We start from the raw sequence: 26,676 nt of genomic DNA, 5'->3' as shown, positions 1-26,676 counted from the left end.
GTCGGGCCCGCGCTGCCCGGTCTTCAGCCCAGCCGCACCTCGCTCCGCATACCGCTTGCAAATGTCGAACACCCCGGTCTGGGTCAGCCCAACCTGCGCCGCGATCGCACCGTAGGTCAGGCCGGCCTGGCGCAGCCCGATCACCTGTCGCCGACGTTCCTCTTGCGCCGCCGCCGGCAGCTTGCGCATGTCCACATGCTTCATGCCCCCAACCTGGACGGATCCTACTCGCCTTCAAGACCGCCCAGGCCGGATCAATAAGTGGACATGGAATGGGCGGCATCGCCCGGGTGTGTCTTACCCGGTCCTTGTCGGACCTCAGAAGCGTGTCGTGCCAGGGTCCATCCCAAGCATCACCCGCCCTGCCGTCTCGTAGTTGGCCACCGACAGCCCGAGGTGCTGCGCCGCTGCGTGGGCATCCCGCCAGCACCGCGCCAACCGGCAGCCCTCATACAGAGAGGCAGAGCCTCCCGCGCGGTACATCATGTCGGCAACCTGAGCCGCCGACGTACCGACGTTCGCCAGGGCGAGACGGACAAGCGCTCGGTCCCGCAGGGTGGCGTCCGCCCCGGCATCCCACAACGCCTGGATGGCCTCGAACAAGAAGGCGCGTGCGGACCTCAGGATGGCCTCAGCACGGCCAATCTCGGCCTGGATAGCAGGCTTGTCCCGAAGCACCTGCGTCGAGCCGACCGATGCCTTGCTTTCCGCCAGTTCCATCAGCGCGTCGATCGCCGCCCGCGCGACCCCGAGCGGGACCCCGGCAACGGAGGTGGAGAAAACTGTCATCACTGGGAGGGCGTAGAGGCGCCCTGGCGTCGTCGGGACGGGCGTGGCCCAGACCATGGTACGAGCCTCCGGAACGAAGATGTCCTTGACGCGGAAGTCGTGGCTGCCGGTGCCGCGCAACCCTGATACGTGCCACGTGTCCAACACCTCGGTCTCCGCCTTCGGGAAGATCACCAGCCGGAGTTCGGGCGATCCATCCGCGGCAGCCTGCGGCGTATCACCTGAAAAAACCCGGCAGACGCCCAGCACCCAGTCGCTATGGCCGATCCCACTCCCGAAGGACCATCGGCCGGTGACACGGTAGCCGCCCGGCGCCACCTCGGCGCGCCCGGTCGGGACGAGGGTCCCGGCGAGCACCGACGCACCATCGCGGAAGATTTCGTGTGTACTGGGCTCTGCCAAATACCCTGCCAAGCGGCTGTAGGAAGTGGCGATGGCGGCGCACCACCCGGCCGACCCATCCGCCCGGGAGACTGCCTCGACAACACGCACAAGGTCGGCGACGGAAAGCTCAGGGCCGCCGAACCGTTTGGGCAGCCACAAGGAGAAGAAACCCGCTTCACGCATTTCGTGGGCGAGATTGGGCGGCAGGCTACGATGCTGCTCGATGGCGTCCCGTTCTGCCAGGATGCTGCGTGCGAGCCTGTCGGCGGCTCGCAGGAAGTGCTCGGCCGATAATTGCGACCACGACATGGCTGCGCCTCCCGCTCTGCGATAGCGGAGCCTATGATGCGCGAGGAGCCGTAGCCAACCGCGGTCTGCCTACGCGACTCGTTCGCTGCCGCTTATCCGGCCAGTTGAGGATGCCAAGCTGGCAGTCGCGGCGAAACTCACATGAGTTCGTTCGCCGATGACCAGCGTCAAGTATTATCCTGCCGCTACTAGAAGGCGATCGGCATCGGCTCAAAAGACGGCCGGGGTTTTTGCTCGGCCATTTGTTGGAATGCGCTCACGCCTGCCGCCCGCTGAGGTAGCACGACGATCCGCAATGGCTCACATCCGCGCCTCGCGCTCCCAAGCTCTACTGCATCCTCCACCGACATTGCCCAGCAGGGCGACGCTGAAATGCCCTGCCGGATAACCGCGTCCGGCCAGCGTCGAGTGATGACATCGCCGACCTCGGCCAGGGCAACTGCGGGGTGACGAATGAGCAGCAACGCCGTGCCGTTGCCGAATGCCATGCCCGCCATGGCCATGCTTCGCCACCGTGCACGTTGTCGGGCGGCACGATCCCGTACATCCCGACATGCCCGGCGCAGACGTGCGACAGCGGCCCGCAGTTCACCGGGACGATATTGCAACGGGACGATGGCGATGCTGACCGGCTCGCCACCCTCTACGATCCACCGCTGAACGCCGTTCCACCACCGCCTCATCGTTGTCTTGCCACACCACGCGCAGCCCGCCGACCGACATGTCCATGGACGACCATCGTCCGAGCAGCGACCCACCCTCGCCTTCATGCACAGGGCGAGGCGGTCCGCCACACGCTCGTCACCACTGTCGTGTAGCACGGCGATGACCCGCACCTGCGTGGCGACCATCTCGGCCATCTGGCGCCGGGTCGTCATCGCCTTACCAGCAGATCGGATGCACTCCCTTTCTTCCGTGTGCTCTCTTGGTCTGATTGCCGTGCTACTGATTGTGGTATCATTTGCTTCGACGCCGTAGCCACGTTTTTTCGCGCCCTGTCGATGATTCCGAAATCCCTGCCAGCATATGCAAACCTCTGCCCCATAAACTCCCTCGCGCGCATCATTTTTCTCCTGCCGATGCATGTATTTATGTAGCGAGAATTTCCGAGCCGAGGCGAACTCGCTCAATATGATCTGCATCGCCGACTGATCCTGAGCGGGGCGGCGAGACCGAGGCGGTCCCCTCGGCCCGGGACGCCACCCTGGGGCGCCACACGATCATCTATGAGGAGGTGGTCGGCCCTGAGTGAGTGTGGCGTGGCGGCAGGTCAGGGGCGGTGATTGGCTGAACGTTTCCTCCGGCATGGCGCCATGTGTCAGGATGCCGGGATGAACAGAAACAGCGAACCGAGCCGTACGCGTGCAGTACGCATCCGGGCCTACCTGGGAGAGCCCCGCGACGTGAGGCGGACCTTCCGCGCGCCCGCGGACGCGGACCTCGGGGCGTTCATGAAGCGCGCCGCGCTAGCTGTCCTCCCCAAGGACGAGGGCTGGCTACTCGCCGTGTTTTCCGTCGAGAGAACGAGCGAGAGCGAGCAGGTCGCGCCTTTCCTCGACCGGCTGGCACGCCGTCACATGCGCGGGAAAGATTTCGCCGCTGCGCTGGTGGCGACGTTCGACGGGGCACGAGCCGTGCTGGCGATAAGTGCAAAGGATAAGGCGTTGATCGAGCGGCTACGCACGGCGCTCGCCGGGAATGGACGCTGATCCGGCGCGGATAGCCGCATCGGACACGATCAAGAGCACCAAACCACTTGGATTAGCGTACCACCTCGCCGCGCTGCCCTACGGCTTGCCCGACGGCGGCCAAGGCTTTCAGTGCGGGCAGGTCCTTGTGTCGGTCCATCTCGGAATGCCGGTTTCGGGTGCCGCGCTACGTGTCCACTGGGTAGCGTTACCATGCGGCATCGCCGTCGCTATCTGGCCGGGAGGCCCACCGCCACAGGAGGACACCCGCCAGGACCGCCCACAGGAGGAACGCCGAACTCGACGCCATGCTCAGCGCCATAGCTGCGCCCGAGAAATCCGCGGACATCTTTGCCACTCCCCCCGCCGACATCCCCAGGCCGCCCAGAAGGCCAAGCGCGCCAAGCCGCGCGGGGTACTGCGCGCCCGAGAGGATCGCCAGACCGAAGGCGATCGGCGTAAGGCCGGTCAAGATGCCAAGGACGCCCGCCACCCCGATCTCGATCCAGCGCAGCGCGTGCGCGGCCTCGTAGACGAGCGGCCGGGCTTCGAGGCCGTGCGGATGATGACAGGCGAAGTCGTCACCGGAGGGAGCGCCGACCAGCCGTCAATCCAGCGGACGACGGCGCACACCTCCTCGACCGTCCGCTTGGGCGTCTGTATGCGCGTCCGCCCGGCCACGACCATCATGCGCCCGTACAGCACCGGCTCGCGGAAGCCCTCGATGACAAACCGGTTCTTCGACTGGGTGTCCGAGCCGCTGTCGTCGAAGATCAGCCAGTCGCTCTCCCAGCGGGTGTCGCGGATGGTGACCTCGCCCAGCGGTTCGTCGGTGCGTTCGGCCGAACGGTCATGCTTCGCCGCAGTGAAGGTGCGCGCCACGGGGTCGATCATTATCTCGGATGCATCGAGGTTCACCGGTATCGCTTTCTAGCGGCGGCGGTGGACGAGAATATAGGTCGCGGTGGTGGTGCGGCGAGCGTGAGAGCGACATCCGCCGCACCCAGGAGGGCGCCGCCCAGCGCGGCCGTCGTGGCGTCATTGACATCCCGCCGGTACTCCTGCTGGCGGGCGATGTACGAGAACAGCGCCCCTGCCCGCTCACAGGCCGCTGCGTCGCCCTGGTAGCAGCGCGCGCCGAAGGCGTTGACCTCGGTCTCAAACGGGCCGGGTCCGATGGCGCACCCCGAGAGCGCCAGCAGGACGACCGGGATCACTCGCTTCAAGGTCTGATGGTTTTCGTTCAATGTCACAACGATAGGTAGGAGAGAAAAGGCCGAGGTGTCATCCCCGGCCTTGTGCCGCCACTAACTGGTGAGATGGCAAGGTCGCGTAGCGGCGGAAAGCATAGAAGGGGGTTCGAATCTACACATCCCAAGTATTAAGATTCGAACCCCCACCACATAATAGCAATGAGCGCTTCGGAGCACGCCGAAGTATATCGCAATTCGGATCATTGCTGAAATGAATGCCGTCACGTTCGTGCGATACCCCGGCCATTGGCCGGGGTTTCGGTGGAGTATTCTATTTTTTCCGGTTGTACTTTGTCTCGTCTGGCTGCGAGCGTTGCCAGATGCCGCGGCAGCGCCTTCACCCCGACGACCTTGCTGCCACGCTCGCGCAAATACGGGCGTTGGTGGACGGGACTGTTGAGATCGACCCTGAGGCGGTTACTCTCTCGGCCGAGCAGCAGGAGGCCGATGATGCCTTTAGACGCTTCCGAGAGCGCGTCCAGGCGGAAATACGTGCAGATGAACACCTGCGGCGACGGTCGGGTCCGGCCGTATTATCGCCGGGTCAACCCGAAATTCCGCCAGCGGCTTCCCGACGACCTCGACAGTACTGAATTCGAAGCCGCCTATCAGGCGGCGGCCGCGGCCTACATCCGGTTGAAGGCCCAGGCCGCCGGTCGGGCACCCCCGGATGGGTCGGTCGCAGCCGCGATTGCGGACTATCGCAACTCGGTTGAGTTCCGCGAGCATCCGAGGACGACGCGGGATCACTACGAAACCTTCCTGCGCATGTTCGGCAATGAGTTCGGCCACCTGACGATGCGCGGGCTCACCAGCCGCGGGCTCGATGATTACCGGCTTGGCATGTACGAAGCGAAGCGCGCGGCCAGCTTCAACGAAATTCGTAAGGTGATGATCAACGTCACCAAGCATTTTATCAAACGCCACCCCGGCCTCCTGAAAGACGGGAACCTGTGGCGGGATATTGACCGGCTACCCATAGCCAAGGTGCCCGAGCAGGAGCGGCAGAACCGACCTTGGCCCCTGGATGTCATCGCCGCGGTGTTCAGCGCCGCCACGCCGGGCTTCCGCGCCCTGTTGACCCTCTACCTCTACACGGGCCAGCGGGGCGGCGACGTGGTGCGCTTTACTGTTGACGATGATGCGGTGTTATTTGATCCGGAGCAGTGTGTGCTGCGCTTCGCGCAGAACAAAACCCACCGGCCGATGGACCTGCCGGTGCCCGAGGAACTGCGGCCGCTGCTGACGCGCACAGGCGGCGGCTCGGCCCTGCTAACGCCGCGCGGCGTGCCGTGGACCCTGGGCAACGCCCGCGAGACACTGCGCACCCTGCTGACCAACCTCAACCTGCCACGGTACACGCTGCACGGGCTGCGCAGCACGCTGACGCGCGAATTGGCGGCGCTCGGGTTCAACGAGATGGTCATGATGTTGCAGTGTGGTTGGACAGATTCTCGGGAAGCGCGCCGCTATCTGCGCGGCGTCGAACAGGCGCGGGTGCTGGTGGGGGTTCCGACTGCGGTCGCGGGGCATTTCGGCCCGACACTCGAACAGGCCGCGCTGGCGGGCAACGAGCGACGATTTGCCGGGAAAACCGGACGGGCGGCGGCGAAGGCAGGTGTGGTCGGCAACGTCAAAGCGCGACGGCGCGACAGATAGCCCTTGACCGTTTTGTACCCGAAGATGAACCCTGTACCCGGCCGGAGAGTTCGTTTCGGCATTCCGCCTAGAAAAGGAGCCGGTTCAATGGCTTACGCTTGGCGTCCCCTAGGGGATTCGAACCCCTGTTACCGCCGTGAGAGGGCGTTAAGTTGTATCAAATTTGGGGTTCTTGGGCCACCCTGAAACAGCCTGATATGACCTATCTAACTGACTTTCAACACTCACTATCCCATACCGACCCATCGTGTGTCAGAGTGGGTATTGGAGATGGTATTGGAGATGGAGGATGCCTGCCAAAATCCGCGAAGTCAGCCTTGCTACCCGCACTGCGCGGACCAAGCTCACGGCAAGGGTGAAGCCCTATTACCGGCGGATCGGGGGCGACCTGCATCTCGGTTATTACCGGCCGATGACGAAGGGCTTGGCGGGCTCATGGATCGCCCGGCGCTATCTCGGCGCGGCGAAATATGAGACGGCGGCGCTGGGGCGTGCCGACGATGTGCCCGAAGTACCTGCGGACGGCACCGCAGTTCTGACCTTCGACCAAGCGCAGAGGGCAGCGGTTGAGTGGTCGCGGCAGAAGGCAGCCGCTGTCCGCGCCGCCGCTTCCGGCGCCACCAACGTGACCGTTCGGAGCGCGGTCGATGCCTATGTCACTATTCGGAAAGCGAGGGCAATGAAGGCGGGCCGGGATGCCGAGCTACGGCTGTCCCATCATGTCCTGGCCGCGCCGCTGGCAGATACCGCGCTGCTGACCCTGACCGATGGCGACCTTGCCCGTTGGCGCAGCGGAATAGCCCGTGGTGGCCGTGGGAAGCCGCGGAAGACCCCACTCGCCCCTGCCACGCTGGCCCGCCTGTTGAACGATCTGCGGGCCGCCCTGACGGCCGCAGCCCGCAAGGCGAAAGCGCCCGCCGATCTGCACACCACGATTAAGGACGGGCTGCGTCCTCCGGAGGATCACGGCAAGGCCCGGCCGAAACAGGTTCTGCAAGATGCCGACGTACGGAAGCTGGCGGCGGCGGCTGAGGCCATTGATGCCGACTTCGGCGCGCTGGTGATGATCCTCGCGGCGACTGGCGCACGCCTTGATCAGGCAGCACGGATCACGGTCGCGGACTTCCAGCCCGAGGCGCGGCGCGTAATGGTCCCGCCAAGCCGCAAAGGCCGCGGTCAGAAACAGATAATCCGCATTGCCGTGCCACTGCCGGATGACGTCATCGCCCGGCTCCGTTCCCTCGCCGCTGGTCGCGCTGGGCATGAGCCCCTTTTGACCCGTTGGCATCATCGGCAAGTTGAAGGCGACAAGGCCGCCGGCACCCTTTACCGCTGGGAACGCGTGGACCGGCGCCCATGGGCGAATGCCGCGACCATGACACGCCAGTGGCGGGCGGCGGTGGCTTCTATCGGCTTGCCGGCCGACCTCGTTCCGTACTGCCTGCGCCATTCCAGCATTGTCCGCGGGCTGCGGTCCGGGCTGCCGGCGGCGCTGGTGGCGAAGGTCCACGACACCAGTGTCGGCATGATCGAAAAGCACTACGGTGCCTTCATCGTGGATGCGAGCGAGGACCTTTTGCGGCGCGCTGTCGTCCCGTTAGAAGCTGTACACGATTAAACTCCTTGCTGCATCTGGGTCTGGGCGGCCAGCCCGCTTCGAAACGGAGACCAATGCAGAACCAAATGGATCAACCAGCCGCTCCGGTCACAGAGCCTAGCTGCAACTGTAAGACTACCGGGCGATGCTGCGTGTTATTCGACGACTGCTGTTCGCAGCTGCGGCAGCGCTGAGTCGGCCATCGAAATCATAGGTCGCGAAGGTGCGGCTGAGTTCTTCCAGCTTGCCCGTTGCTGGCGGTCTGTGACGCTCGGGATCAGGCTCTTGCTTGGTCATAGCTCGCCATAGGGCGTCCCGACCGTAATTTGCGTCAAATTCGTTTCTGCAGAAACGATCAGCCAGTAGGAAGCGATACTCGTCCCACTTAGCCCTGTCTTCGTCTGTTGCTCGGTCCGGAAGGGTTCCACGCAACGCTTCATGGAAGTCGATGCGGAACCGACTGCCCGCGCCAACGGCAACGGGCCGGTTGAAATTTTCTATCAGCGCTAGCTGGCCGAACGTACCGATGCCGAGCGAGGCATGAACGCCTGCTCGCGAATTAGAGACGCCGGTCACGCTGCTCATGAGTGCGTTGACGCGTTGCGACTCAGCGTTGGCTCCTGGCTCGTCAGCCCTGGTGCCGCGCGCATTCGGATTCGACTGTGGTTGCTGGCCACCCCCCTGGTTCTGAGCAGTAAGCGGTGGGACTTCGGGTGCCCGCCGAATGTCGCGCGGAAGGGCGCCCTGCAGGTCGACTACGGCCCGTATGGCCCGCTGGGCGTTGCTCGAAAAACTGAACTCGATTCCTCCCGAGTATAGGACACGATTCACCGCATAAAGCGCGACTTGAGAACGCCCGAGGTAGCCGACATCTCCTGCGCACGCGGGACGCACAAGGTCACTCCGCAACTCGCTAAGCCACATAAGAAGGTTTTGAGGAAGGACCCGATTATAGTACATCTGCGGTCCTGAAAAATCGTACAACGCGTTTACGCGCCATGCGTCCAGGCCAAGTTCCTGTACATCCCGAAGATTGATATGGATCTCGGCCTGTGACGCAAAGCCGGCTCCCAAGTTGGCGGCGAAGTTGCCGAGAATGCCGGCTGCGCCAAGCTGCGCCTGCGTGACTCTTGCCACTGTGAGTGCAGGTACAGCACTTCGCCGCAGACGTGTTGGTATTTCATCTTGGTCAGCGGATCCGATCTCGAACCGCCCGGGTGGTGTTCCCTCTACATTCCGCGGATTCGGCCGGGATGATCGCTGTTGCGCTTGCCGCGTCGTAGGCGAGGAAGGCGGTGCGTCCGTTGCCTGAGTGCTTTCCTTGGCGGCGGCTGACCTCTGCGGGGCCGATTGACTCCTGCTTGCAGCGGGAGCTCCGTTCGGGATTAGGGGTTCATAGTGCAGGCGTTCGAGCTGCTGAGCTTTCAAATGCTCACGAAGTGAGAACGTGCGGGGGTCAACCAGCGGGTCCGGCGTGGGTGGATCGAGGGTTGCGATTCGAACAATACTAAATCGTCCCGAAACGTAGCTCGTCGCTCTGGCCCACGGGAGAGCATTTTCAAACTGCCGTGCCACCCATGCCGTTGCGCCAGTTCGCGGTGGTGCAAACAACAGCAGATCGCCGGGTTGCACATCCTCGGACACTGGGTAAAACCCGAACATGCCGAGCCGCCTCATGGCGTCGGACCATTGGTGCTCGACGTCTACTTCTGGTGGCCTCATCATTGAGCATCCACATGCAAGAAGGGCGACCATTGGGAGCGTAACGAAACGGGGCTTCACGTTGCCTCCCTGAGCGATATGTCGCACTAATTTCGAGTTGAACGTCCGCATTTGTTGAACCACGAGGCAAATAGTATGAATGTGATTGAGCTTTGGCAGTGTATTGCGTGCAGCTTCTTAGTTTGAACACGAAATAAGCCTGACCCATCAGGCGGGTCTCGACCCGTAGGGCATTGCGCTGGCTGAGCCTCACCATGTTGGGCCGATGTCTCGCACCAGCCTACACAGCAGTGTCGACCTGCCTCCGCCTTACGACCGCCGTGTTCCCCGCCCCCAGCCGTGGTGACGGCTGGAACGCCCTGGCCGACATTGAAGTCTTCGTCTTCGCGGTCGAGGCCGAGTTGGAGGCCATCGACCACGAGCGGATCGGCGTGCACCGCCGCGGCCGCAAGCCGGACCTCGCACTGCGGCGGCGGCTGATCGGGCTGATTTGGACGCTGACCTTCGGCGGCCTGCAGTGGCGCATCGCCGGCTGGCTCTCGGGTGTTCCGTTCACCACCCTGCACAGCAGCTTCGCGCGCTGGACCCGCCTGGAGCTGTGGCGCCGGCTGGGCCAACGCCTCGCGCTCGATTGGCGCTTGGTCCGCGGCGACGAGGTGCTGCCCTCGACAGTGATGGCCGACAGCCGCTCCCTGCGGTCAGCCCCGACCGCCTGGGTGCGCGGTATCGACGGCGGCAAGTTGGTCAAGGGCGTGAAGCTGTTCGCAGTCTGCGACAAGCATGGTTCGCTGCTCGACCTCGATTTGCAGCCGGGCAGCCGGCCAACAACGACGACCGCGCTGGCACATTACCGATGCTGCCGCAGCTGGCCGCGCTCGGCTTCCAAGGTGATCTCCTCGGCGACAGCGGCTTCAAGGGAGCGCCCTTCGCCGCCGCACCGCTCGAGCATGACATCCATGTCTCGGTCTCGCCCGGCGGCACGCGCGACGGGCGCTTCCTGCCAAACGGGATCAGGTGGGTGGTGGAGCGGCTGTTCGCTTGGCTCAGCCGCTACCGTCGCCTCAACGTCGTGTACGACCGCGCCGCAGACCTCTTTGCCGGGCATATCTGGATTGCGATGATCTCCATCATCGCACGCCGGCTCGTCGCTAAAATTTAGGTGCAGTAAGAAATTTATTCGCGTACAGCTTCTTAGCTCGAGTTTGGCCATTTCCGGGGCTGAGGCGGCGGAGCGGGTGAGCGGCTAGGCTGGGGCGTCCCCGCCAAAGGACAGCCGCCATGCCGCGCCTGCCGGCCCGCTTCGCCGCGGTGATCCTATGCTTTGCGCTGTTCTTCCAACAGCGGAGTTGGCGACATGCCGAGGTGCTGCTGATCGGAGCGATCCTGGCGCCGGGCCGGCGCACGGTGACCAGCATCCTTCAGATCAGCGGGCTCTGCCGGGAGCGGCGGTTTGTGAACTACCACCGCGTGCTGAACCGCGCCGCCTGGAGTGGCCGGGCAGCGGCGCGGGTGCTGCTTGGCTTGCTGCTGGACGCCTTCCTGCCGGCGGGGCCGGTGCTGCTGGGCCTCGACGACACCATCGAGCGCCGGCGCGGCAAGCGCATCAGCGCCAAGGGGATCTATCGGGACCCGGTCCGCTCCAGCCACGGGCACTTCACACAAGGCCAGCGGCCTGCGCTGGCTCAGCCTCATGCTGCTGGTGCCGATCTCCTGGGCCGGGCGGGTCTGGGCACTGCCGTTCCTGACGGCTCTCGCCCGTTCGGAGCGCTACTGCCGCGAGCGCGGGCTGCGCCACAAGAAGCTGACCGATTGGGGACGGGCACCTCGTGCTGGTGACCGACAGCGGCTTCTCCGCACTCGAGTTCCTGGCCGCCCTGCTCCGGCAGGAGGTCACCTGCGTCACCCGCCTGCGGTTGGACGCTGTTCTCTACCGGCCGGCGCCGCCGCGCCCACCCGGCACGATCGGACGCCCCCGGACTAAGGGCGAGCGCCTGCCGACCCTGGCCGAGGTGCTGGCCAACAAGGCCACAGGATGGCAGCGGGTCACCGTGCCTGGCTGGTATGGCGAGGGCGACCGCATCGTTGAGATCTGCTCGGATATCGCCGTCTGGCGCCACAGCGGCCTCCCAGTCGTGCCGATCCGTTGGGTGCTGCTGCGCGATCCCGGCCGGCGCTTCGACCCGCAGGCCCCGCTCTGCACCGACCCGGCACAGGAGCCGCTGCAGATCGTCCGCTGGTTCGTCCAGCGCTGGCAACTCGAAGTCACCTTCCGCGAGGTGCGTGACCACCTCGGCGTCAAGAGCCAGCGTCAGTGGTCGGACAAGGCCATCGCCCGCACCACGCCATGCCTGCTCGGGCTGTTCTCCATCGTCACCCTGCTGGCCTCGCGCCTCGACGGTCGTGCCCGGATCGCGGTCTCGGCCAGTGCCTGGTACCATAAGCAGCGGCCGACCTTCGCCGACAGTCTCGCCGCGGTACGACGGGCAATCTGGAGCGAGCAGGGTTTCGTCATGTCCCGGCAGTCCGTCGAGACCACAAAACTCTCGCCAGCCCTCCGCGAGGGCATCACCTATGCCCTCTGCCACGCCGCCTGAATGGCCAAACTCGAGCTTAGCGTCGGCAACGGCGAAGTCGTTTCGGACCGCGTCGTGAACGCAGCCAGTGATGCGCTGGCCCTGGCTGGGTCCGGTGCCACGAGGGCGCAGGCACCAGCAAAGCGATGCACAGGGCCGGCGTTTAACCTACGTTCTCTGCCCCGCCCTGCCATTCGATTGCCGCTCGGATTAGTCCGACCAATCAATTTAGGCGAGGTCGACAGCGGGTTTGCGGACACTCCGACCTGTTGGAGCGTGGTCGGATTAGTCGGATGGAGCGACCACTTTCCTGGTCAAATCGTCTGCCACGATGTACATAGGCGTTCAATCGGAATTTTCCCCCCGATCAGCTTGTGGCTTCCGTAGCGTGAGTTCGAATTCAGCTTCCTCCGCCAGTTTTCTTGGGCGTCGCGCTCTCTGCGAGACCGACCTTCGCGCTGAGTGGCAGGTTTCCACAGGTTTTCGGGGGAGACCTTTTGACTGGTCCGGCGCGGCGACGCCCGAAAGTCGCTCTCCGGACGCCAATTCTCTGCGGATCTCCTGACCTGGCCGATTTATTGAGATGGCCCTCATTGACGCGATTCCCTCACCGCCGAGCAGCGGCTAGGGGGCTCAGCGCGGCAAACAGGTCACTCAAGACAATGAGGGCCGTCTCAATAGTACGGACCTCAAGAGCCTAGGTGATAGGCGGGTTTCAGCGCGGTTGGCACGTACCTTGGTTCGAACCCCGCTTGCCCGAAATCCGCACGGCGAGAGCGAATACGTTGGTAAGGCCAGTAGGGCAGATCACTCCTCCTCCGAGAAAAAATCCTGGTCGAGGCGTTTGAACTCAATGGTTCGGCTGATGCGCACCCCGACACCGTGCTCGACCATCAGTTCGGTCAAGCGCTTCCCGGTGATCAGCACCACGCGCTGCGGGATTCTCGATGCGAAGTCGATGGCCTGGGCGGAGAATGCACAGGTCGTCACGAAGACGCTTTTCGACGCGCCAAGGCCGACGAGGCTGCCGGTAAATGCCTGTATCTCTGGCCGCCCAATGGTGCTGCCAGGCGCGTGCCGCTTGGCCTGAACATAGACCCGATCGAGGCCGAGAACGTCCTCATTGATAACGCCATCGGCGCCGCCGTCACCAGACTTACCGAGCTGCTCCGCGGCCTCCAGACGTGATCCCCCGTAGCCCATGGCTACCAAAAGTTCGACTATCAACCTCTCAAAGAAGGCCGGGCTATTCTGTAGAATCCGGACCAAGAGCTCATCGCGCAATGCCGCCTGAAGAGCCTTGTAGGCAGCGTCAACAATCTATTCGGGCGTCGCAACCGGTGGTTCCACCTCCAAGACCCGATCGGCGGCGCCGCCCTCCTCCTCGCCGCGGTAGAAATCGCGGAACGCCGGAATTGCCAGGAGGTACTTCGTGTTAAGCTCTGGCGGTGGGCTGCCGAGCGCCTTCCTACCCGCATCGGTAATCACGAAGCGGCCCCGCTTTGGGCTTTCAAGCAATCCTGCCTTGGTCACATAAAACTTGGCCCAGTGCACCCGGTTGTGGAGCAAACGCTGCTTCCCGCTGAGCAGCATCTGCTCGCGCTCCTCGTCGGTGAGCCCCAAGCGTCCAGCGATCTCGTTATCGGCCAAAGGTATCGACGATCCGCCTTTCGCCGCGACCTCCAAGACAGGTAGCATAAAGGATTTGTAATCAGGAATTGGCATCTACTGCCTCGACGCGCTCAGACCCCGCCGCGCTGCTCGACCGGAGCTTTCGATAGGCTTCAGACGAAAGCCAGCCCGTCACAACCTTCTGGAATGATTTATCATTCATAAATCTTGCAAATATCTCTTCATTTTGGTCCATCCGTTCAACGAACAGCGCCTCAAGCAGGTTCTTGAAAACAAGCTCAAACTTGTCATCTGGATTGACGGCTGCCGCCTGCTCCAGGGCCGCGTCGGAAATCGCCGCTTCGACGATCTGGTCAAAGAATAGCTGATCCGCCTGATTGAAGTCGGCTCCGAATCTATCGTTAACAACGTCGATCAAGCGAGACAGCGGTACGGCATCCTCGCGCGCAACGCCGCTTCCGACCTCGGATGGACCATCAAGCCGGTCGGCTTGACCTTCGCTTAGGCTAATGGACCCTTCGCTGATCTTCTGGAGTCGATAATACTCGAGGCGCACCTCGTCATCGAACTGGTAGGATGGCCCAGTGTCGCTTTTCGGCAGCTTGGTCGCGAGGTGCCGTAGAAACACATACAGCCGCTCGAGATCCGTGTCCTGATAGGGAATGATTTGGCTGAGGAAGCCATAGAGACTGCAGAAGGCCAGCAGTTTGCCGCGCCATAGCTCAGCCTCGTCTGGTCTTTCCTGCTGAAGCTCCTTGAAGCGTGCAACACAGGAGTCAAGCGCGGCATTCATCAGCTGGTGATCGTTCGGGCTCTGGCGCTGGCGCGGCTTGAAATAGACAGAGCTGAAGCGCTCAACGTCGGCAATTACATAGATCCCGCCGGCGTCGAGTTCGCTCTTGATCTCGTACATTCGGGCCGGATCGACGTTCTCACCGACCTCCGCGCCTTCGTAATAGGTCTTGAATGCCTCGCGAATCTCGTCGCGCTCGTTGACGAAGTCGAGGACGAAGGTGTCTTCCTTCAAAGGGTGGATGCGGTTGAGGCGGGAAAGGGTTTGCACAGCCTGGATGCCGGCAAGCCGACGGTCGACATACATCGTGTGCAGCAAGGGTTGGTCGAAACCCGTCTGGTACTTCTCGGCGACGAGCAGCACCTGATATTCTTGGGTGGCGAAGACCTCCGGCAGTTCCCTCTCGCGGACGCCGAGGTTCATGCCTTCCTCAGTGTATGTGACATCCTTCAGCCTGTCGTCCGTGACGACACCGGAAAAGGCCACAAGCGATTTGATGGCGTAGCCCTTTTCCTTGATGTAGCGGTCGAAGCTCTGCTTGTAGCGGACGGCTTCGAGTCGGGAGCCGGTCACAACTATCGCCTTGGCCCGACCACCGATCTTGTGTTGGGTCGCAGCGTGGAAATGCTCAACCATGACCTCGGTCTTCTGGGCGATGTTGTGAGGGTGCAGCTTGAGGAAGCGCGCCAGGGCCCGCGCTGCCTTCTTTCGTTCGACGTTCGGATCGTCCTCGCTCGCCTTGAGGAGCCTGACATAGGTGGCGTAGGTCGTGTAGTGCTTCAGAACATCGAGGATGAAACCCTCCTCGATGGCTTGGCGCATGGTGTAGCGATGCGCAGGCTTGTCGTCGCGTCCGAAGACCTTGAGGGTCTTGTGCTTCGGCGTCGCGGTGAAGGCAAAGAAGCTGATGTTTGCCTGGCGGCCGCGTTTGGCCATGGACCGGTAGAGCTCATCCATGTCCTCCTCTTCGCTCTCGGCCATATGTCGCGCAGCCTCCTCGCGAAGGCCCTGGCCGCCGAGAACTTCCTTGAGGTCGGTTGCCGTCTCGCCGCCCTGCGAGCTATGGGCCTCGTCGATGACAACCGCGCAGCGGCGCGCCTTTAGGACGCCGCCTTCGACCTCGCCGCGCTCCTCCGCCATCTTGGCTAGCTGGCGCGACACGAAGGGGAACTTCTGCAAGGTGGTGATGATGATGGGCACGGCGCTTTCGAGAGCTTCGGCCAGCTGACGCGAACTCTCGTCGATCTTCTGCACCACGCCGTGCTTGTGCTCGAACTGGTAGATCGTGTCCTGCAACTGCTTGTCCAGCACCACGCGATCGGTGATCACGATAACACTGTCAAAGACGCGGTTGTTCGTCTCGTCGTGCAGCGACGCGAGCCGATGCGTGACCCAGCCGATGGTGTTGCTCTTGCCGCTGCCAGCCGAATGTTCGACCAGATAGTTGTTCCCCACTCCCTCGCGCTGCGCCCGATCGACTAGCGAACGAACCGCTTCAAGCTGGTGATAGCGTGGAAAGATCATGGTCTCCTTCTTGACCTTTCGCCCCTGATCGTCGCGCTTCTCCTCGACCTGCAGGTGGATGAAGCGTGCGATCAAATCGAGCAGGCTGTCTCGCTGCAGTACCTCTTCCCAAAGATAGGCCGTGCGATAGCGTCGCCCTTCGGAATCTGGTGCATTGCCGGCACCGCCGCCGTTGCCCTTATTGAAGGGGAGAAAGTGCGTAGCTGGCCCCGCAAGCCGGGTGGTCATGAAGACGGACTCGGTGTCAGCGGCGAAGTGAACGAGCATCCGCCGCTTGAATTCGAAGATCGGCTCGCGCGGGTCACGATCGTTCCGATACTGGCGTAGTGCTTGCTCGACGGTCTGGCCGGTCATTGGATTTTTGAGTTCGACCGAGGCGACCGGAATTCCGTTGACGCTGAGCGCCACGTCCAGCGATTTCTCCGACGCCTTCGAGAAATGCAGTTGCCGGGTAATGCCGACGCGGTTTGCCGCGTAGCGCGCCTCAAGCTCCGGGTTGAGGCCATGCGCGGCCTTGAAGAACGCAATACGCAATGTCTTACCATAGCACTTGAAGCCGTGGCGCAGGGTGGCCAGTGAGCCTTCGCGATCCATCCATTTGCCCAGATCGGTCAGGATTTGGGCGCCGGTCTTTTCCCCGTGCAGCCCTTCCAGCGCCTTCCATTCCTTGGGCTGGGTCGCGCGGATAAAGGCCAGCACCGTCTCCGGAAAGATCGCCCGCTCGCGGTCGAACCCTGCCGCCGGCTCCGGCACGGCGCCATTGGCCAGCATCGTGGCTTCAATGACCGTCTCGAAGGCGCGTTCCGAGTGCCTGGCGTGGTTCATGACTAGACTTGGCCTCCGGGTCGCGGCTGAACATTCTCGGTAGGGTCAAAACAAATGTGTGCAGTGCCAATAAACGCTTCTCGAAATCTTTTTCTCATGTCGGCATCATGGGAGAATTGCAGCCAATATATTGAGAACATGCCCTTTCCCTTAGCGACTTCAACAATAAGTTCTCGCGTTTCAGGTGTGTCCTGCAAAGCAAGAATTTCCTTGCAGCGCTCAGCCTTCTGCCAAGCTTCCTTTCGCTTCAGCCAACGCTTGTCTGACTCAGTCGGACGCCGACCCAGTTTCGGGTTTCCCGGGTCTTTATCAAGGCCGGTGATTTGGATCAGCGCCTCAGCTTTCGCTCGCATTGCCGGCGGCAAAGTTGCGCTTGATTTGACCAGCCCTCCCGGGCCGTACTCGAAGGCGCGAAGGGTATTGTCGAGATCCGGCCAAAGAAAATTTTGAACCACTACTTGCTGAACGCCTTTGCTTGAATTGCAGTGAACGCAACCCAACAAAAAATTGGTCCACGTATTTCGCAGAGCTGGTTCCAAGTCTTTCGGCTGAACATGCTCCACCGCGAGATTCGTTTCGATCTGCCGTTCACAGTAGCTGCAATAATCGCCGAGCCGCGCCTGAAGGTCTGGGCCAGCATCCTGATAGTTCGTGTAGATTCTGGGGGCTGCTCCTCGCTCAACTGGTCGCATCGCCACCCCCGCGTGCCTTTGTTTCCCTTTCTAGCTTCAAGAGTGCCTGGAAGGCGGGATCGTCACTGAACGGAACTGAGAGTTCATTCAGGCGCGACTCTGCCGCGGCAACAAGCGTTTGATCGGGCGATTGCTGGCGCACCAGGGTGAAGTATTCCTCGGCCACTCTCATCATTTCCTGGTAGCGCTGGCTCTTTTGCGGAAGATCTACGCCCATCACGTTCTCGGAAATGTCCTCAATGCTCTTGTCCGAGTATTCGACAAAATCGTCAGGGTCGAGATTGATCAGTTCGCCCGGCTTCAGCGACTGGATAATGAAGGGTGAATGCGTGGTGGTCACAAACTGCACGTTGGGGAATGTCGCGACAAGCTTATCTCGGACCTCCCGTTGCCACTTAGGGTGCAAGTGCAACTCAAGTTCATCGATCAGTGCGACGCCCGCACCCTGCAGCGGATTAGGTAGCTCGGGATTTGCGAGTGCGAGGCGCCGACCAAGATCGCAAATCAGCGCCAGAAATGATCGTTCGCCGTCGGAAAGCTGAGAGAGGTCGAAGGTCTGGCCACCCTTATCGACGAGCAGCCTCAATGGCAATGACTGCACGCGCAGATTCTGAAATCCGCCCAGGAACGTTGCCAGCGCTCCAGATATCGCGCCAACGGCGCCGTCTCCAATATAGTTTGGGTTCAAGCGCGTCTCGTCTTCCTGGACCACAATTGCGCTGCGGTAGCGCTCCATGAAGTCGCGAAAGTTGACTGTTCTATTGAACAACGCGCCGGTGTACGCTGCCTCCTGGCCGCCCGGCGCTTCGGAACGCAGCTTCTTCGGGAGCCGGTATCCGGCCCGGTCTGTTGTGAAGTAGACGACCAAGGGTGCGGCATCGTCGGCCCGGGTCGGGTCGCCATAGACATTGCGGACGGCCTGTTTCACGGCCGGAGCAAGTTTTGTGACCTCTGGCGGCCGCGCACTGTCCTCCAGCTTGATACCGAACTCGATCGGGATGCCACCGCAGTTAATCTTCATTGAGAGCGACAACGTGCCACGCCCATCGTGTAGGTCGAGAGGACCGAGTGACCGGTAGCCGCTGCGGGCTGGTGAAATGTGCGGCAGGATACGCGAGGCAAGCAGCGCCAGCCCGTCGAGCAATGATGTCTTGCCGCGACCGTTGATTCCGGCAACAGCGGTGAAATTGGTGGGAAACGGGAAGGTTTGCCGTTCGCCGAAGGCCCGATAATTGTGTATTGTGAGTTCGCGTATCCGCATGACTACGCCGCTTCCGGGATGTCTATCTGGCCGGTGACGGCGGCGGCGATCAGCGCGCCGCGGCGTTCCTTCAAGAGCGTGATGGAATGCTCGGTAGCGGCGCGAAGTCGGTCGATCTTCGCAGTCTCGGCCGCGATGTGCTCCACGATCTGCTGCTGTTCATCCAGCGGCGGGACGGGCCACCGGGTTTCGAATAAGCCCTCGGGATAAAGCCGCAGCCGCGAGGACCAGACGCCCTTGGAGTAACGTGTCACCTCCTGTGCAAAAACGGGGATGCGGACCAGCGCGTCGACATAGTCGGGCAGCAGCCTTGGGCCGGGGGTGTAGACGTTGTAGGCAGGGCTCACGATGCCATCGACTCGGGCAATGCCCATGGCCCCCATCCAGGCCCAAAGGGTGTTTATGGCCAAGTCACCGGCGAAGCACAGCTTGTAGCCTGCCGTACTTTCGGCCTCGAACATATTGACGTCCTTCTCTGATCGCGGTGTGACGCCCGTGATGTGCGAGACGGTCAGCATTTCTTCGGTGCCCGTCTCGGATCTCTCGTCCCTTTCGCGGAACAGCCAGCGCGAACGCTCGACTTCCCAATGCGCGGGGATGTCGCCGAGCCAGTCGATACCAGAGGGGCGCAAGCTTGCGGCCGGGTTGAGACCGCGCATGACAGCATCGGCGACAATCGCCCGGCGCTTCTCGGCTAGCAGATCGAGCAACTGCTGCTTGGCGGCTATCAGGTCGTCAATATCGGCGGTCTCGCGGTCGAGGAACCGTACGACATCTGATTGCTTTTGTTGCGGCGGGAGCGGGATCGGCAAGTTGCCTATGAATTCCCAGTCCGCGCGAGGCATTTTCGAGCCAAAAGTGGAAGCGTCAACGGCATCGATAAACTGCTGTGATAGGACTATATACAAGCCGAAACGCGGGTGGATCTTTTCCGGACGAAGTGGAAGCAGCTCTGTACTGCATCGCCCGTTGAATTCTGCGATCCAAGCTTTCGCGAGATATGGCCGAAGCTTCCCAAAAAGAATGTCGCCTTCTTCAAACAAGGCAGAGAGTGATTCGCCCGAAGTCGACACAAACTCACCTTCGGCAGCCCCTGTCGTGGCAGACGGGATCAAACGTCCGGTCCGACTTTCAATGTTTTCGAGGCCGACATAGGGCCGGTCGCTATCCGGACCCTCAACACGAGCGCGCCGAAGTTCGACGGCATACTTCAATCTCAAAGTCTGCTGATTTGAAAGTGCGCCTTTCATTTCGTCACCTCCCGTAGCAGCCGGAGGATGTCGTTTTCCGCCTTCTTCAGATCCGCATCGATCTGCGCCAGCTTGCGCGGCGGGGTGAACTTGTAAAAGTGACGATTAAAGTTAATCTCATAGCCGACCTTATCCTTGGTACGGTCCATCCAGGCATCCGGCACATGCGGCAGTACCTCGCTCCTGAAATAGGCCTCGATGTCCTCCTGGAGCGGCACGTTCTCGAAGTCGCGCAGCTCGGAATCGGCCTCAAAGCTGGACCCCTTCTTTACGGGCGCGCCCTCCGGGTCCCTAACGGTGAAGACCGTGCGGAATAGCTTTTCCTCCGGCGCCTTCCAGCGTGAACCTAGCTTCTTGAGGAGCTTCTCGATGCTGGACCAGACGGCGTTCCAGTGGAGGTGCGGCTCGCGGCCGAGCGCCTTGTCGATGGCTTGAATATCGTCGAGCAGGTGCGGCGCGGCATCGAGGAAGCGCGCCTTGTCCTCCACGCTCATCTGGTAGCGCAGCTTCAGGGGCCGCTCGATCGTGACGCGGGTATAGCCGAAGTCTTTATTGTCGAAGAGCTTCGAGTTCTCATTCGCCTCGAAACGGCCATAGAGCCGCACGATATCAGAGATCTGGTCGGGCTCGTCCGGCCTGTCATCCCCTTCCAGCGCAGCGCCTTCGCCGATCTTACGGCGTTTGTCACCCTGGTTGCGGCTCATGGGAATCCACGTCCCGCGCGCATCGACGAGCTGGATCTTGCCCTTGCGCTCCTTCCTTTTCCGGTTTGTAACGATCCAGATATAGGTGCCGATGCCCGTGTTGTAGAACATCTGTTCCGGTAGGGCGACAATGCCTTCGAGCATGTCACGTTCAATGATCCAGCGGCGGATTTCGCTCTCGCCACCACCCGCGCCGCCAGTGAAGAGCGGCGAACCAGAAAACACGATGGCTGCGCGCGAGCCATATTTCTGAGCCTTCAGATCGACATCCTCGAATTTCGAGATCATGTGCTGGAGGAATAGCAGGGAACCGTCATTGACGCGGGGCAATCCGGCGCTCCACGGGTCGCCTTTCGGCGCCTTCTCGTGCCGCTGGACTATCTCTTTTTGCTGCTTCTTCCAATCCACGCCGAAAGGCGGATTAGCTATAAAGTAATCGAAACTCTGCCTTTCGAATTTGTCGCTGAGAAAACTATCTCCGAATTGAACATTCTCACCGTCGCCATTGTGGTCGATCTCCTTCAAAAGCACGTCGGAAGCTGCGGTCGCGAACGCGCGTTTGTTGTAGTCTTGCCCGTAAACATACAGTTTCGCGTCTTCGTGGTGCTCGCGCATATACTTCTGCGCGCCGGCGAGCATTCCGCCCGTGCCGCAGGCAGGATCGAGCATCCGCACGGCGATACCTGGCTTGCTGAGAAGGTCATCTGCATCGAGAAAGAGCAGATCGATCATGAGCGTGATGACCTCGCGGGGCGTGAAGTGATCGCCGGCCGTTTCATTTGCAAGTTCGTTGAAGCGACGGATCAGGTTTTCGAAGAGAAGTCCCATCTGCTCGTTCGGCACCAGACGCGGGTGCAGATTGACCCCGCAGAACGCACTGATGACGAGGTAGAGAATATTGGCCTCGCGCATGCGCTCGATTTCATTGCCGAACTCGAAATAGTCTAAGAAGATGCGGCGCACATTGGTTGAGAAACCGTTGATATAGCTGATCAAGTGGCTGTGGATGTTGTCGGGGTCACCTTTCAGCTTCTGGAAGTCCAGCGGCGACCGGTTATGGAAGCGATGGCCGGAGGCGTTGTTCAAGATCCGGTCAAGCGCATCGTCCTCCAGCTTGCCGCCCTTGCGGCGCTCGAACTCTGCCAGAACTTGCTGCTTGGTGTCCGCCAGCACGCAATCGAAACGGCGGAGCACAACAAGCGGAAGCATGACGCGCTCATACTGTGGCGGCCGATAAGGTCCGCGCAGCAGGTCGGCGATCTGCCAGATCAGGTTCGCGAGATCAGAATGGCTGGCCATACTGTGCCGCCTTCCAGATGCTGGTTGCTGCTGCTCGTTCCATTGTCGTCACGCCTTCGCCCCTTTGCCCGTTGCGGGCTTCGTCCCGGAGCGTCGTTTTTCAATCTTCCCCGATAGACGCTCGTACTCCTCGACGGCCATGACGATGACGACGGATCGGCCGTACTTTTCGATCGCGACCGGCTCCGCCCGCGCCAGATCGATTAGCTTGCCGAAGCCGTTCTTGGCGTCTCGCGCCGACATGCGTTGCATGGAGCAGCCCCCTACTCGGAGCTATTTTAGCTATCCTCAACGCTTCGGATAGATCGCTGAGGCGACAAATCCGAATTCGCAACATTCCTTTCCCTCTCTCGGTCGACGGACCAGTTCCAGGAGCGCACCTTGCATAGCTCAGGCCGACCGGACCTTATATAAAGCTCATAAAGTCCTGACCTTCTGCAGGTAGGGGTAGTTGGTAAGTGACGCGATGCGGCCTGGCTCTGCGATGAGGCGGTTCCAGGCGTCGCAGCAGCCCTCGATGATGGCATCGAGACCGGCAAACAGCCGGAGCGAGAGGAAGCGCTCTCGCAGGTAAAGCCAGACCCGCTCGACCGGATTGAGGTTTGGGCTGTAGGGCGGCAGGAAGATCAGGCTGATGTTGACCGGGACGGCAAGGTCGGCGGCGATGTGCCAGCCCGCGCCGTCGACGAGCAGGGCGGCATCCACCTGCTCCGGCAGGGTCGCGGCAAAGCCGTTGAGGAAAGCCTGCATGGCCGCCGCGCTGACCTCCGGCATGACCAGGGCGAAAGCATCGTCGGTGCCGGGGCGGATGGCAGCGTAGGGCCAGGCGGATGCGTAGCGGTGGTCGAGCACGCCCTCGGGACGGATGCCACGCTCGAACCAGGCTCGGACGCCACGACCCTTCTGGCCGACCCGGGCTTCGTCCTGGCACCAGAGCTGCACCTCTGCGTCGGGATGGCGTCGGGCGACTTCGCTCAACGCGCGGGCGAGGCCCCTTTTTTGAACCGCTCCTGCGCGGCCTTGTCCGCCTTGGGGTGGCGCGGCCGGGTCTTCTGCCAGGAGAGGCCCAGCGACTTGATGAGGCTTCGAATGCCACCCTCGCGGTAGGTGACGCCGAAGCGTTCCTCGACGATCCGGCACAGGTCGACGATGCGCCACGTCGACACGCCGTCCCGCTCCGGATCCGGGCCGTGCAGCACGATGGCCTTGAGCGTCGCCTGCTGGCCCTCGGGCATCCGGGCCGGGCGGCCGGAGCGCGGCTGGTCTCGCAAGCCATCGACACTCTCGGCATTGAAGCGGATCACCCAGTCCCGCAGCGTCTGCCGGTCCATCCCGGCCGCCCGGGCCGCCGCCTCTCGTGTCATGCCGTCCAGGACATTAGCCAACGCGATCAGCCGCGCCGCCACGCGACCATCCCGCTCTCGACGGGCCAGGCGGCGAAGCTCAGCCGCCTCCAGGTCCGATCGGACGATCAGTGGCGATCCCATCCCATGACCTCCGCCAAATCGGAGGCCACCGAATCACACTCCTTGCGGCTCGGCCCTACACAGGAGAATCAGCAGTTCACGCGGCGGGTATTACTCGGCGTCATCCTCACCCGCCGCAGCGGCGGGGCTGGAAGTTGGAGCGCGGCGATGCGTTGTCTGCGTGCGGCACAGTCGCCTAGCGGACGCTGCAACTGATGAGTGAATTGAGCAACGCTTTCCGAGGTTGGCGGCTCGGGGTGCGGACAGTGAATCGGACGTTATGGACGTCCATCCACGGCGTGACCCAAAGCTCACCATCTCTCCACGCCAGCTCGGTATACCTGCATCTGCAACAAGTGGCGGCCTCGTAAAATGGCGCGCAGCCACGGCGCCATCTCTCCTCGGACTGACACTATAGCCAATCACGCGTGCCGAGGCCGAGGAGGCTTAAACCGATAAGGCCGCCAAAGCCGGCGCCACCTCCGCAGCCGCTACGCCTCCCCCCGCCCCGTCCACCGCGGCCGCGCGTAATTGCCGGCGAGGCCGCGACCGTGGCCAAGCGGTCGAGCGCCAGCGCGCGGCGGGATCGGCTGAGGGTGTCCATGACAGCATCAATACGAAGCAGCTGCCCGTGGGCGCAAGGAAGGGGTTAGGGCGCAGACTCAACTGCGACTCGAACGTGCTCACGCGGATCTTTTCGGCATGCAAGCCGCCGACTGCAGGGCCTGCACGGGCCTTTTGTGCTCGGCCGCCGCGCCGGCGACCGCTGGCTCAGCCCGTGCCGAACGCGCCGCGCTGCTTCGCCCAGCCCGCTGGAAACGACTCCAGCAACTGCGGCAGCCCCATCCCGTCAGCCTGCCGCCCTTCCAGGATCGCCTCGAAGAGGTCCGGCGACAGCAGGGTCAGCCGCAGCAGCGTGGCAGCGCGTTGGGCACTATGGCGGTGAGGTCCCGGACCAGACTGGCCAAGCCCTCCAGCCGGAGCCGGATGTCGGCGCCGGCTGAGCTGATCACCACCCGCTCCACCAGCGACCAAACGATCCGAGCCTGCTCAGCTGAGAACAGCTGCCCCACCGCGGGTCGAGCCGATGCAATACGTCGCGGGTTTCGCCCTCTGTCGACTCCGGCGCCTCCCTGCGCGCCGCCCGCCAGGTGCCGACGACGATCTCGGGATGGCGCAGCAGCGCCCGCACCTAGTCCACCATCGCCGCATCGGTCTCCGCCGCCGGCACGGGCCGCATTATGCTGGCATCACGGCTTATCGGCTCGCCCCAGTGGGACCTCAGCTGACCCCATATCGTCCGCAAGCAGCACGACCATGCGAAAAACGATGTTCACGCTTCCAGAGACGGTGCAGCGGTTCACCAGCCATCATCCAGCCTTGGCAGATGCCCTGCCGCGCCGCACGGTCGTGGGGAAGCCTCGCTGATTGAGCCGAGGCAGCACTAAGGGGAACCAGGCCATGCGACTTGGCACAATTCTGATTGTGCTGAGGATAGCCGCGCTCCTGCGTATGGCTCCCGACCAGCCTGCGTCGGCGCAGGAATTCCCCCAGCGCACCGTCACCGTCATCTTCCCCTCTGCCCCGGGCGGCACGCTGGATGCGTTGGCGCGGTTCTTCGGCCAAACGATGGGCCCGGCGCTCGGGTGGCCCGTCGTGGTGGAGAATGTCAGCGGTGCCGGCGGCCTGGTCGGGTTGCAGTGCTTGGCCCGCGCTGAACCTGATGGCCACACCATCGTCTTCGGCAACATGGGTGTGCTGGCGGCGGCCATAGCGCTGAACCCGGGTCCGGCTTCGATCCGCGGCACGACCTAGCGCCGATCGGGGTGGTGGCCAATGTGCCGATGGTTCTGGCGGCTAGCCAGGCCAGCGGCATCCGTAGCCTGCCCGAGTTGATCGAGCGAATCCGCCAGCGCAGCGAACGTGTCAGCTTCGGCACTGCGGGCAATGGTACGACCAGCCATCTCGCGCCGGGCTTCCTCTTGTACTTGACCGAGCTGAAGGCGACGCTGGTGACCTATCGCGGCTCAGGCCCGGCGATGAACGACCTGCCGGCCGGCGTCCTCGACACGGCAGTCGGTCGGACGTTGACGGTTATCCCGCCACATCGTGGCGGCCAAGTGACTTTGCCATCGAATTTTGACCCATTTGCCTTCCCCCAACCTACAGGCTCCCGCTCGCACCAGGGGCTTGGCATGGACAGGAAAGCGAAAAGGGATTTGTTCGGGAGGCTCCACCGGGAGCATAAGTTTGGCATTGGGACGGTGGCGGGCGTCGCAGCCAAGTTCGGGGTGCATCGCCGCATGGTTCGCAGGCAATTGGTGGTGCGCTGCCACCGCCGCGCCACTATCCGCAACGCGCTAGGCCGAAACTGGACGTCGTCACCGCCTTCATCATCCAGGTGCTGAAAGCCGACCGCGATGCGCTGCGCAAGCAGCGGCACACAGCGCTGCCGGCATGGGCGATGCTCGCATGGATCGTCGGTTTCCGCCTGACGATCCCTTTTTCAGTCGAATGTGGTCGGATGGTCGGATTACGCTAGGTAATCTGTGGGTTTGGGCGGTGTCCGACCTCTTGGATGGTGGTCAGATAGGTCGGATATGGCCAGCACCGGGAGGCATCCCGCGGCCCTGGCCGAGGCAGGAACCGCCGGGTTGTCGTGACAATGAGGGCGGGACGGTGGTGCCGCTCAAAGAGTAGCAGCGGGCGAAACGGGGAAGTGTCACCATGGGCCGCCGCCTTCACGAGGACGACGCCGCTCCACCGCCGCACAGTCGCCGGGGCCGTCCGCCGGGGAAGACCGAGCAGCGCTGGAAAATTAGGGGTGCAATCCTGACGGCCATTCAGGCCGTCAACAGGCGGTTGGGCCGGTCGCTGAAGAACCCCCTAGCCCGAATTCCGACCGCCGAAATCGTTGCTATTCTCGACCCCAGCGGCAGGCTTTACGGGGAAGGATACCGCGATCAGCGCGCAAGCCTGGAACGCGCTATTCGCGCTGAGCGCCGGGCCTTACGACATGGCGCTGCCCGCGATCCGGACAGTCCGCTTATGGGGTTTTTCGTCCTACCCTTGGCACGGGCGAAGGGACAGCAGAATCTTGCGAAGTCAGAAGAAAAGTCCCGGAAAATACAACGGGAGAGGGCGTCAGCCAAGCACAAACCCATGAAAAGGAAGGACAATTACCGTCCTTAAATCTATCCGGCGCGCACCGGGAAAAAGCTGCATATCTTTCGTGTCGCCCCGGCGCATTCCGCGC

The 26,676-nt window shown here is 62.5% G+C and carries 24 protein-coding genes; 8 read left to right on the top strand and 16 right to left on the bottom strand.

Going from position 1 to position 26,676, the window contains the following annotated elements; translation table 11 throughout:
• From E2C06_RS09745 to E2C06_RS09735, 3 genes are all read right to left on the bottom strand, one after another.
• A partial coding sequence (locus E2C06_RS09745) for a helix-turn-helix domain-containing protein (protein WP_133288413.1) occupies window positions 1-189 on the bottom strand: 189 nt, incomplete at its 3' end.
• Between the two features lie 129 nt (window positions 190-318).
• Window positions 319-1,482: an acyl-CoA dehydrogenase family protein gene (locus E2C06_RS09740; protein ID WP_133288400.1), complete on the bottom strand. Its 1,164-nt coding sequence runs from the start codon at window positions 1,480-1,482 to the stop codon at window positions 319-321.
• 188 nt (window positions 1,483-1,670) lie between these two features.
• Complete coding sequence (locus E2C06_RS09735) at window positions 1,671-2,624, bottom strand: hypothetical protein (RefSeq protein WP_133288399.1); 954 nt, start codon at window positions 2,622-2,624, stop codon at window positions 1,671-1,673.
• Window positions 2,625-2,813: 189 nt separating this feature from the next.
• On the opposite strand from E2C06_RS09735, the gene E2C06_RS09730 reads away from it, so the two are divergent.
• A complete protein-coding gene (locus E2C06_RS09730; protein WP_133288398.1) occupies window positions 2,814-3,191 on the top strand; it encodes a hypothetical protein in 378 nt (125 codons plus the stop codon).
• Window positions 3,192-3,638: 447 nt separating this feature from the next.
• Here E2C06_RS09730 and E2C06_RS09725 read toward each other — a convergent pair whose 3' ends face one another.
• From E2C06_RS09725 to E2C06_RS37490, 3 genes are all read right to left on the bottom strand, one after another.
• Complete coding sequence (locus E2C06_RS09725) at window positions 3,639-4,064, bottom strand: hypothetical protein (protein ID WP_133288397.1); 426 nt, start codon at window positions 4,062-4,064, stop codon at window positions 3,639-3,641.
• 20 nt (window positions 4,065-4,084) lie between these two features.
• Window positions 4,085-4,396: a hypothetical protein gene (locus tag E2C06_RS09720; protein ID WP_133288396.1), complete on the bottom strand. Its 312-nt coding sequence runs from the start codon at window positions 4,394-4,396 to the stop codon at window positions 4,085-4,087.
• Window positions 4,397-4,644: 248 nt separating this feature from the next.
• Window positions 4,645-4,929: a hypothetical protein gene (locus E2C06_RS37490; RefSeq protein WP_165982302.1), complete on the bottom strand. Its 285-nt coding sequence runs from the start codon at window positions 4,927-4,929 to the stop codon at window positions 4,645-4,647.
• Between E2C06_RS37490 and E2C06_RS09715 the strand changes: the two genes are divergently transcribed.
• Both E2C06_RS09715 and E2C06_RS09710 read left to right on the top strand, forming a co-directional pair.
• Window positions 4,922-6,082, top strand: a complete 1,161-nt coding sequence (locus E2C06_RS09715; protein ID WP_165982301.1) for a tyrosine-type recombinase/integrase — start codon at window positions 4,922-4,924, stop codon at window positions 6,080-6,082. The genes E2C06_RS37490 and E2C06_RS09715 overlap by 8 nt on opposite strands.
• Before the next feature lie 289 nt (window positions 6,083-6,371).
• Window positions 6,372-7,700, top strand: coding sequence for a tyrosine-type recombinase/integrase (locus E2C06_RS09710; RefSeq protein ID WP_133288394.1), 1,329 nt, complete (start codon window positions 6,372-6,374; stop codon window positions 7,698-7,700).
• A gap of 114 nt (window positions 7,701-7,814) precedes the next feature.
• Here the strand turns inward: E2C06_RS09710 and E2C06_RS09705 are convergent, their stop codons facing one another.
• Window positions 7,815-8,816: a hypothetical protein gene (locus E2C06_RS09705; protein WP_133288393.1), complete on the bottom strand. Its 1,002-nt coding sequence runs from the start codon at window positions 8,814-8,816 to the stop codon at window positions 7,815-7,817.
• Between the two features lie 1,438 nt (window positions 8,817-10,254).
• Here E2C06_RS09705 and E2C06_RS40745 point away from each other — a divergent pair.
• The 3 genes from E2C06_RS40745 to E2C06_RS38665 all read left to right on the top strand — a co-directional run bounded on the left by E2C06_RS40745 (window position 10,255) and on the right by E2C06_RS38665 (window position 11,995).
• Window positions 10,255-10,560, top strand: coding sequence for a transposase (locus E2C06_RS40745; protein ID WP_133288392.1), 306 nt, complete (start codon window positions 10,255-10,257; stop codon window positions 10,558-10,560).
• 119 nt (window positions 10,561-10,679) lie between these two features.
• Window positions 10,680-11,237 carry a transposase gene (locus tag E2C06_RS38670; protein WP_206664495.1) on the top strand — a complete coding sequence of 186 codons (558 nt, stop codon included), beginning with the start codon at window positions 10,680-10,682 and terminating at the stop codon, window positions 11,235-11,237.
• Complete coding sequence (locus tag E2C06_RS38665; protein ID WP_206664494.1) at window positions 11,228-11,995, top strand: IS701 family transposase; 768 nt, start codon at window positions 11,228-11,230, stop codon at window positions 11,993-11,995. The genes E2C06_RS38670 and E2C06_RS38665 overlap by 10 nt, the downstream gene beginning before the upstream one ends.
• A gap of 786 nt (window positions 11,996-12,781) precedes the next feature.
• Here the strand turns inward: E2C06_RS38665 and E2C06_RS38660 are convergent.
• The 9 genes from E2C06_RS38660 to E2C06_RS09655 all read right to left on the bottom strand — a co-directional run bounded on the left by E2C06_RS38660 (window position 12,782) and on the right by E2C06_RS09655 (window position 23,441).
• The gene (locus tag E2C06_RS38660) at window positions 12,782-13,258 is read right to left on the bottom strand and encodes a restriction endonuclease (protein ID WP_241671199.1); all 477 of its coding nucleotides are present in this window, start codon (window positions 13,256-13,258) and stop codon (window positions 12,782-12,784) included.
• A 36-nt stretch (window positions 13,259-13,294) separates the two neighbouring features.
• Entirely contained in the window at window positions 13,295-13,699 is a 405-nt protein-coding gene (locus E2C06_RS38655; RefSeq protein WP_206664493.1) for a winged helix-turn-helix domain-containing protein, read from the bottom strand.
• On the bottom strand, window positions 13,686-16,748 hold the full coding sequence (locus E2C06_RS09685) for a type I restriction endonuclease subunit R (protein WP_133288391.1): 3,063 nt from the start codon (window positions 16,746-16,748) through the stop codon (window positions 13,686-13,688). The genes E2C06_RS38655 and E2C06_RS09685 overlap by 14 nt, the downstream gene beginning before the upstream one ends.
• Before the next feature lie 2 nt (window positions 16,749-16,750).
• Window positions 16,751-17,440, bottom strand: a complete 690-nt coding sequence (locus E2C06_RS09680; protein ID WP_133288390.1) for an HNH endonuclease — start codon at window positions 17,438-17,440, stop codon at window positions 16,751-16,753.
• Window positions 17,427-18,701 (bottom strand): AAA family ATPase, encoded by a 1,275-nt coding sequence (locus tag E2C06_RS09675; protein ID WP_133288389.1) that lies wholly within the window; start codon window positions 18,699-18,701, stop codon window positions 17,427-17,429. The genes E2C06_RS09680 and E2C06_RS09675 overlap by 14 nt, the downstream gene beginning before the upstream one ends.
• 2 nt (window positions 18,702-18,703) lie before the next feature.
• Window positions 18,704-19,951, bottom strand: a complete 1,248-nt coding sequence (locus E2C06_RS09670; RefSeq protein WP_133288388.1) for a restriction endonuclease subunit S — start codon at window positions 19,949-19,951, stop codon at window positions 18,704-18,706.
• On the bottom strand, window positions 19,948-21,954 hold the full coding sequence (locus E2C06_RS09665) for a type I restriction-modification system subunit M (protein ID WP_133288387.1): 2,007 nt from the start codon (window positions 21,952-21,954) through the stop codon (window positions 19,948-19,950). Before E2C06_RS09665 ends, E2C06_RS09670 begins: the two co-directional genes overlap by 4 nt.
• Window positions 21,955-22,002: 48 nt before the next feature.
• Window positions 22,003-22,206, bottom strand: coding sequence for a type II toxin-antitoxin system Phd/YefM family antitoxin (locus E2C06_RS09660; protein ID WP_133288386.1), 204 nt, complete (start codon window positions 22,204-22,206; stop codon window positions 22,003-22,005).
• A gap of 165 nt (window positions 22,207-22,371) precedes the next feature.
• Window positions 22,372-23,441, bottom strand: a protein-coding gene (locus E2C06_RS09655; RefSeq protein ID WP_133288385.1) for an IS630 family transposase whose coding sequence is annotated in 2 segments (ribosomal slippage) — window positions 22,372-22,947 and window positions 22,950-23,441 — 1,068 coding nt in all. Because the reading frame shifts where the segments join, the coding sequence is not laid out codon by codon here.
• A 1,440-nt stretch (window positions 23,442-24,881) separates the two neighbouring features.
• On the opposite strand from E2C06_RS09655, the gene E2C06_RS40235 reads away from it, so the two are divergent.
• Both E2C06_RS40235 and E2C06_RS09640 read left to right on the top strand, forming a co-directional pair.
• Window positions 24,882-25,235 (top strand): Bug family tripartite tricarboxylate transporter substrate binding protein, encoded by a 354-nt coding sequence (locus E2C06_RS40235; protein WP_133288384.1) that lies wholly within the window; start codon window positions 24,882-24,884, stop codon window positions 25,233-25,235.
• 14 nt (window positions 25,236-25,249) lie between these two features.
• Window positions 25,250-25,828 (top strand): tripartite tricarboxylate transporter substrate-binding protein, encoded by a 579-nt coding sequence (locus E2C06_RS09640; protein ID WP_165982300.1) that lies wholly within the window; start codon window positions 25,250-25,252, stop codon window positions 25,826-25,828.
• The last annotated feature ends 848 nt before the right edge of the window (window positions 25,829-26,676 follow it).

It is taken from the genome of Dankookia rubra, assembly GCF_004355005.1.
Taxonomy (GTDB): domain Bacteria; phylum Pseudomonadota; class Alphaproteobacteria; order Acetobacterales; family Acetobacteraceae; genus Paracraurococcus; species Paracraurococcus ruber_A.
The sequence above is the reverse complement of the archived record's forward strand: the minus strand, read 5'-3'. Positions and strand labels throughout refer to the sequence as shown.

What these genes read in the sequence shown, in the direction of transcription:
- E2C06_RS09725 (WP_133288397.1), bottom strand. Translation starts at nt 4,064, where the DNA reads ATGATCGACCCCGTGGCGCGCACCTTCACTGCGGCGAAGCATGACCGT.
- E2C06_RS09675 (WP_133288389.1), bottom strand. Translation starts at nt 18,701, where the DNA reads ATGCGGATACGCGAACTCACAATACACAATTATCGGGCCTTCGGCGAA.
- E2C06_RS09665 (WP_133288387.1), bottom strand. Translation starts at nt 21,954, where the DNA reads ATGGCCAGCCATTCTGATCTCGCGAACCTGATCTGGCAGATCGCCGAC.
- E2C06_RS40235 (WP_133288384.1), top strand. Translation starts at nt 24,882, where the DNA reads ATGCGACTTGGCACAATTCTGATTGTGCTGAGGATAGCCGCGCTCCTG.
- E2C06_RS09730 (WP_133288398.1), top strand. Translation starts at nt 2,814, where the DNA reads ATGAACAGAAACAGCGAACCGAGCCGTACGCGTGCAGTACGCATCCGG.
- E2C06_RS09710 (WP_133288394.1), top strand. Translation starts at nt 6,372, where the DNA reads ATGCCTGCCAAAATCCGCGAAGTCAGCCTTGCTACCCGCACTGCGCGG.
- E2C06_RS09735 (WP_133288399.1), bottom strand. Translation starts at nt 2,624, where the DNA reads ATGCAGATCATATTGAGCGAGTTCGCCTCGGCTCGGAAATTCTCGCTA.
- E2C06_RS40745 (WP_133288392.1), top strand. Translation starts at nt 10,255, where the DNA reads ATGCTGCCGCAGCTGGCCGCGCTCGGCTTCCAAGGTGATCTCCTCGGC.
- E2C06_RS09685 (WP_133288391.1), bottom strand. Translation starts at nt 16,748, where the DNA reads ATGAACCACGCCAGGCACTCGGAACGCGCCTTCGAGACGGTCATTGAA.
- E2C06_RS38670 (WP_206664495.1), top strand. Translation starts at nt 10,680, where the DNA reads ATGCCGCGCCTGCCGGCCCGCTTCGCCGCGGTGATCCTATGCTTTGCG.
- E2C06_RS09680 (WP_133288390.1), bottom strand. Translation starts at nt 17,440, where the DNA reads ATGCGACCAGTTGAGCGAGGAGCAGCCCCCAGAATCTACACGAACTAT.
- E2C06_RS38655 (WP_206664493.1), bottom strand. Translation starts at nt 13,699, where the DNA reads ATGCCAATTCCTGATTACAAATCCTTTATGCTACCTGTCTTGGAGGTC.
- E2C06_RS09660 (WP_133288386.1), bottom strand. Translation starts at nt 22,206, where the DNA reads ATGCAACGCATGTCGGCGCGAGACGCCAAGAACGGCTTCGGCAAGCTA.
- E2C06_RS09740 (WP_133288400.1), bottom strand. Translation starts at nt 1,482, where the DNA reads ATGTCGTGGTCGCAATTATCGGCCGAGCACTTCCTGCGAGCCGCCGAC.
- E2C06_RS09670 (WP_133288388.1), bottom strand. Translation starts at nt 19,951, where the DNA reads ATGAAAGGCGCACTTTCAAATCAGCAGACTTTGAGATTGAAGTATGCC.
- E2C06_RS09715 (WP_165982301.1), top strand. Translation starts at nt 4,922, where the DNA reads ATGAACACCTGCGGCGACGGTCGGGTCCGGCCGTATTATCGCCGGGTC.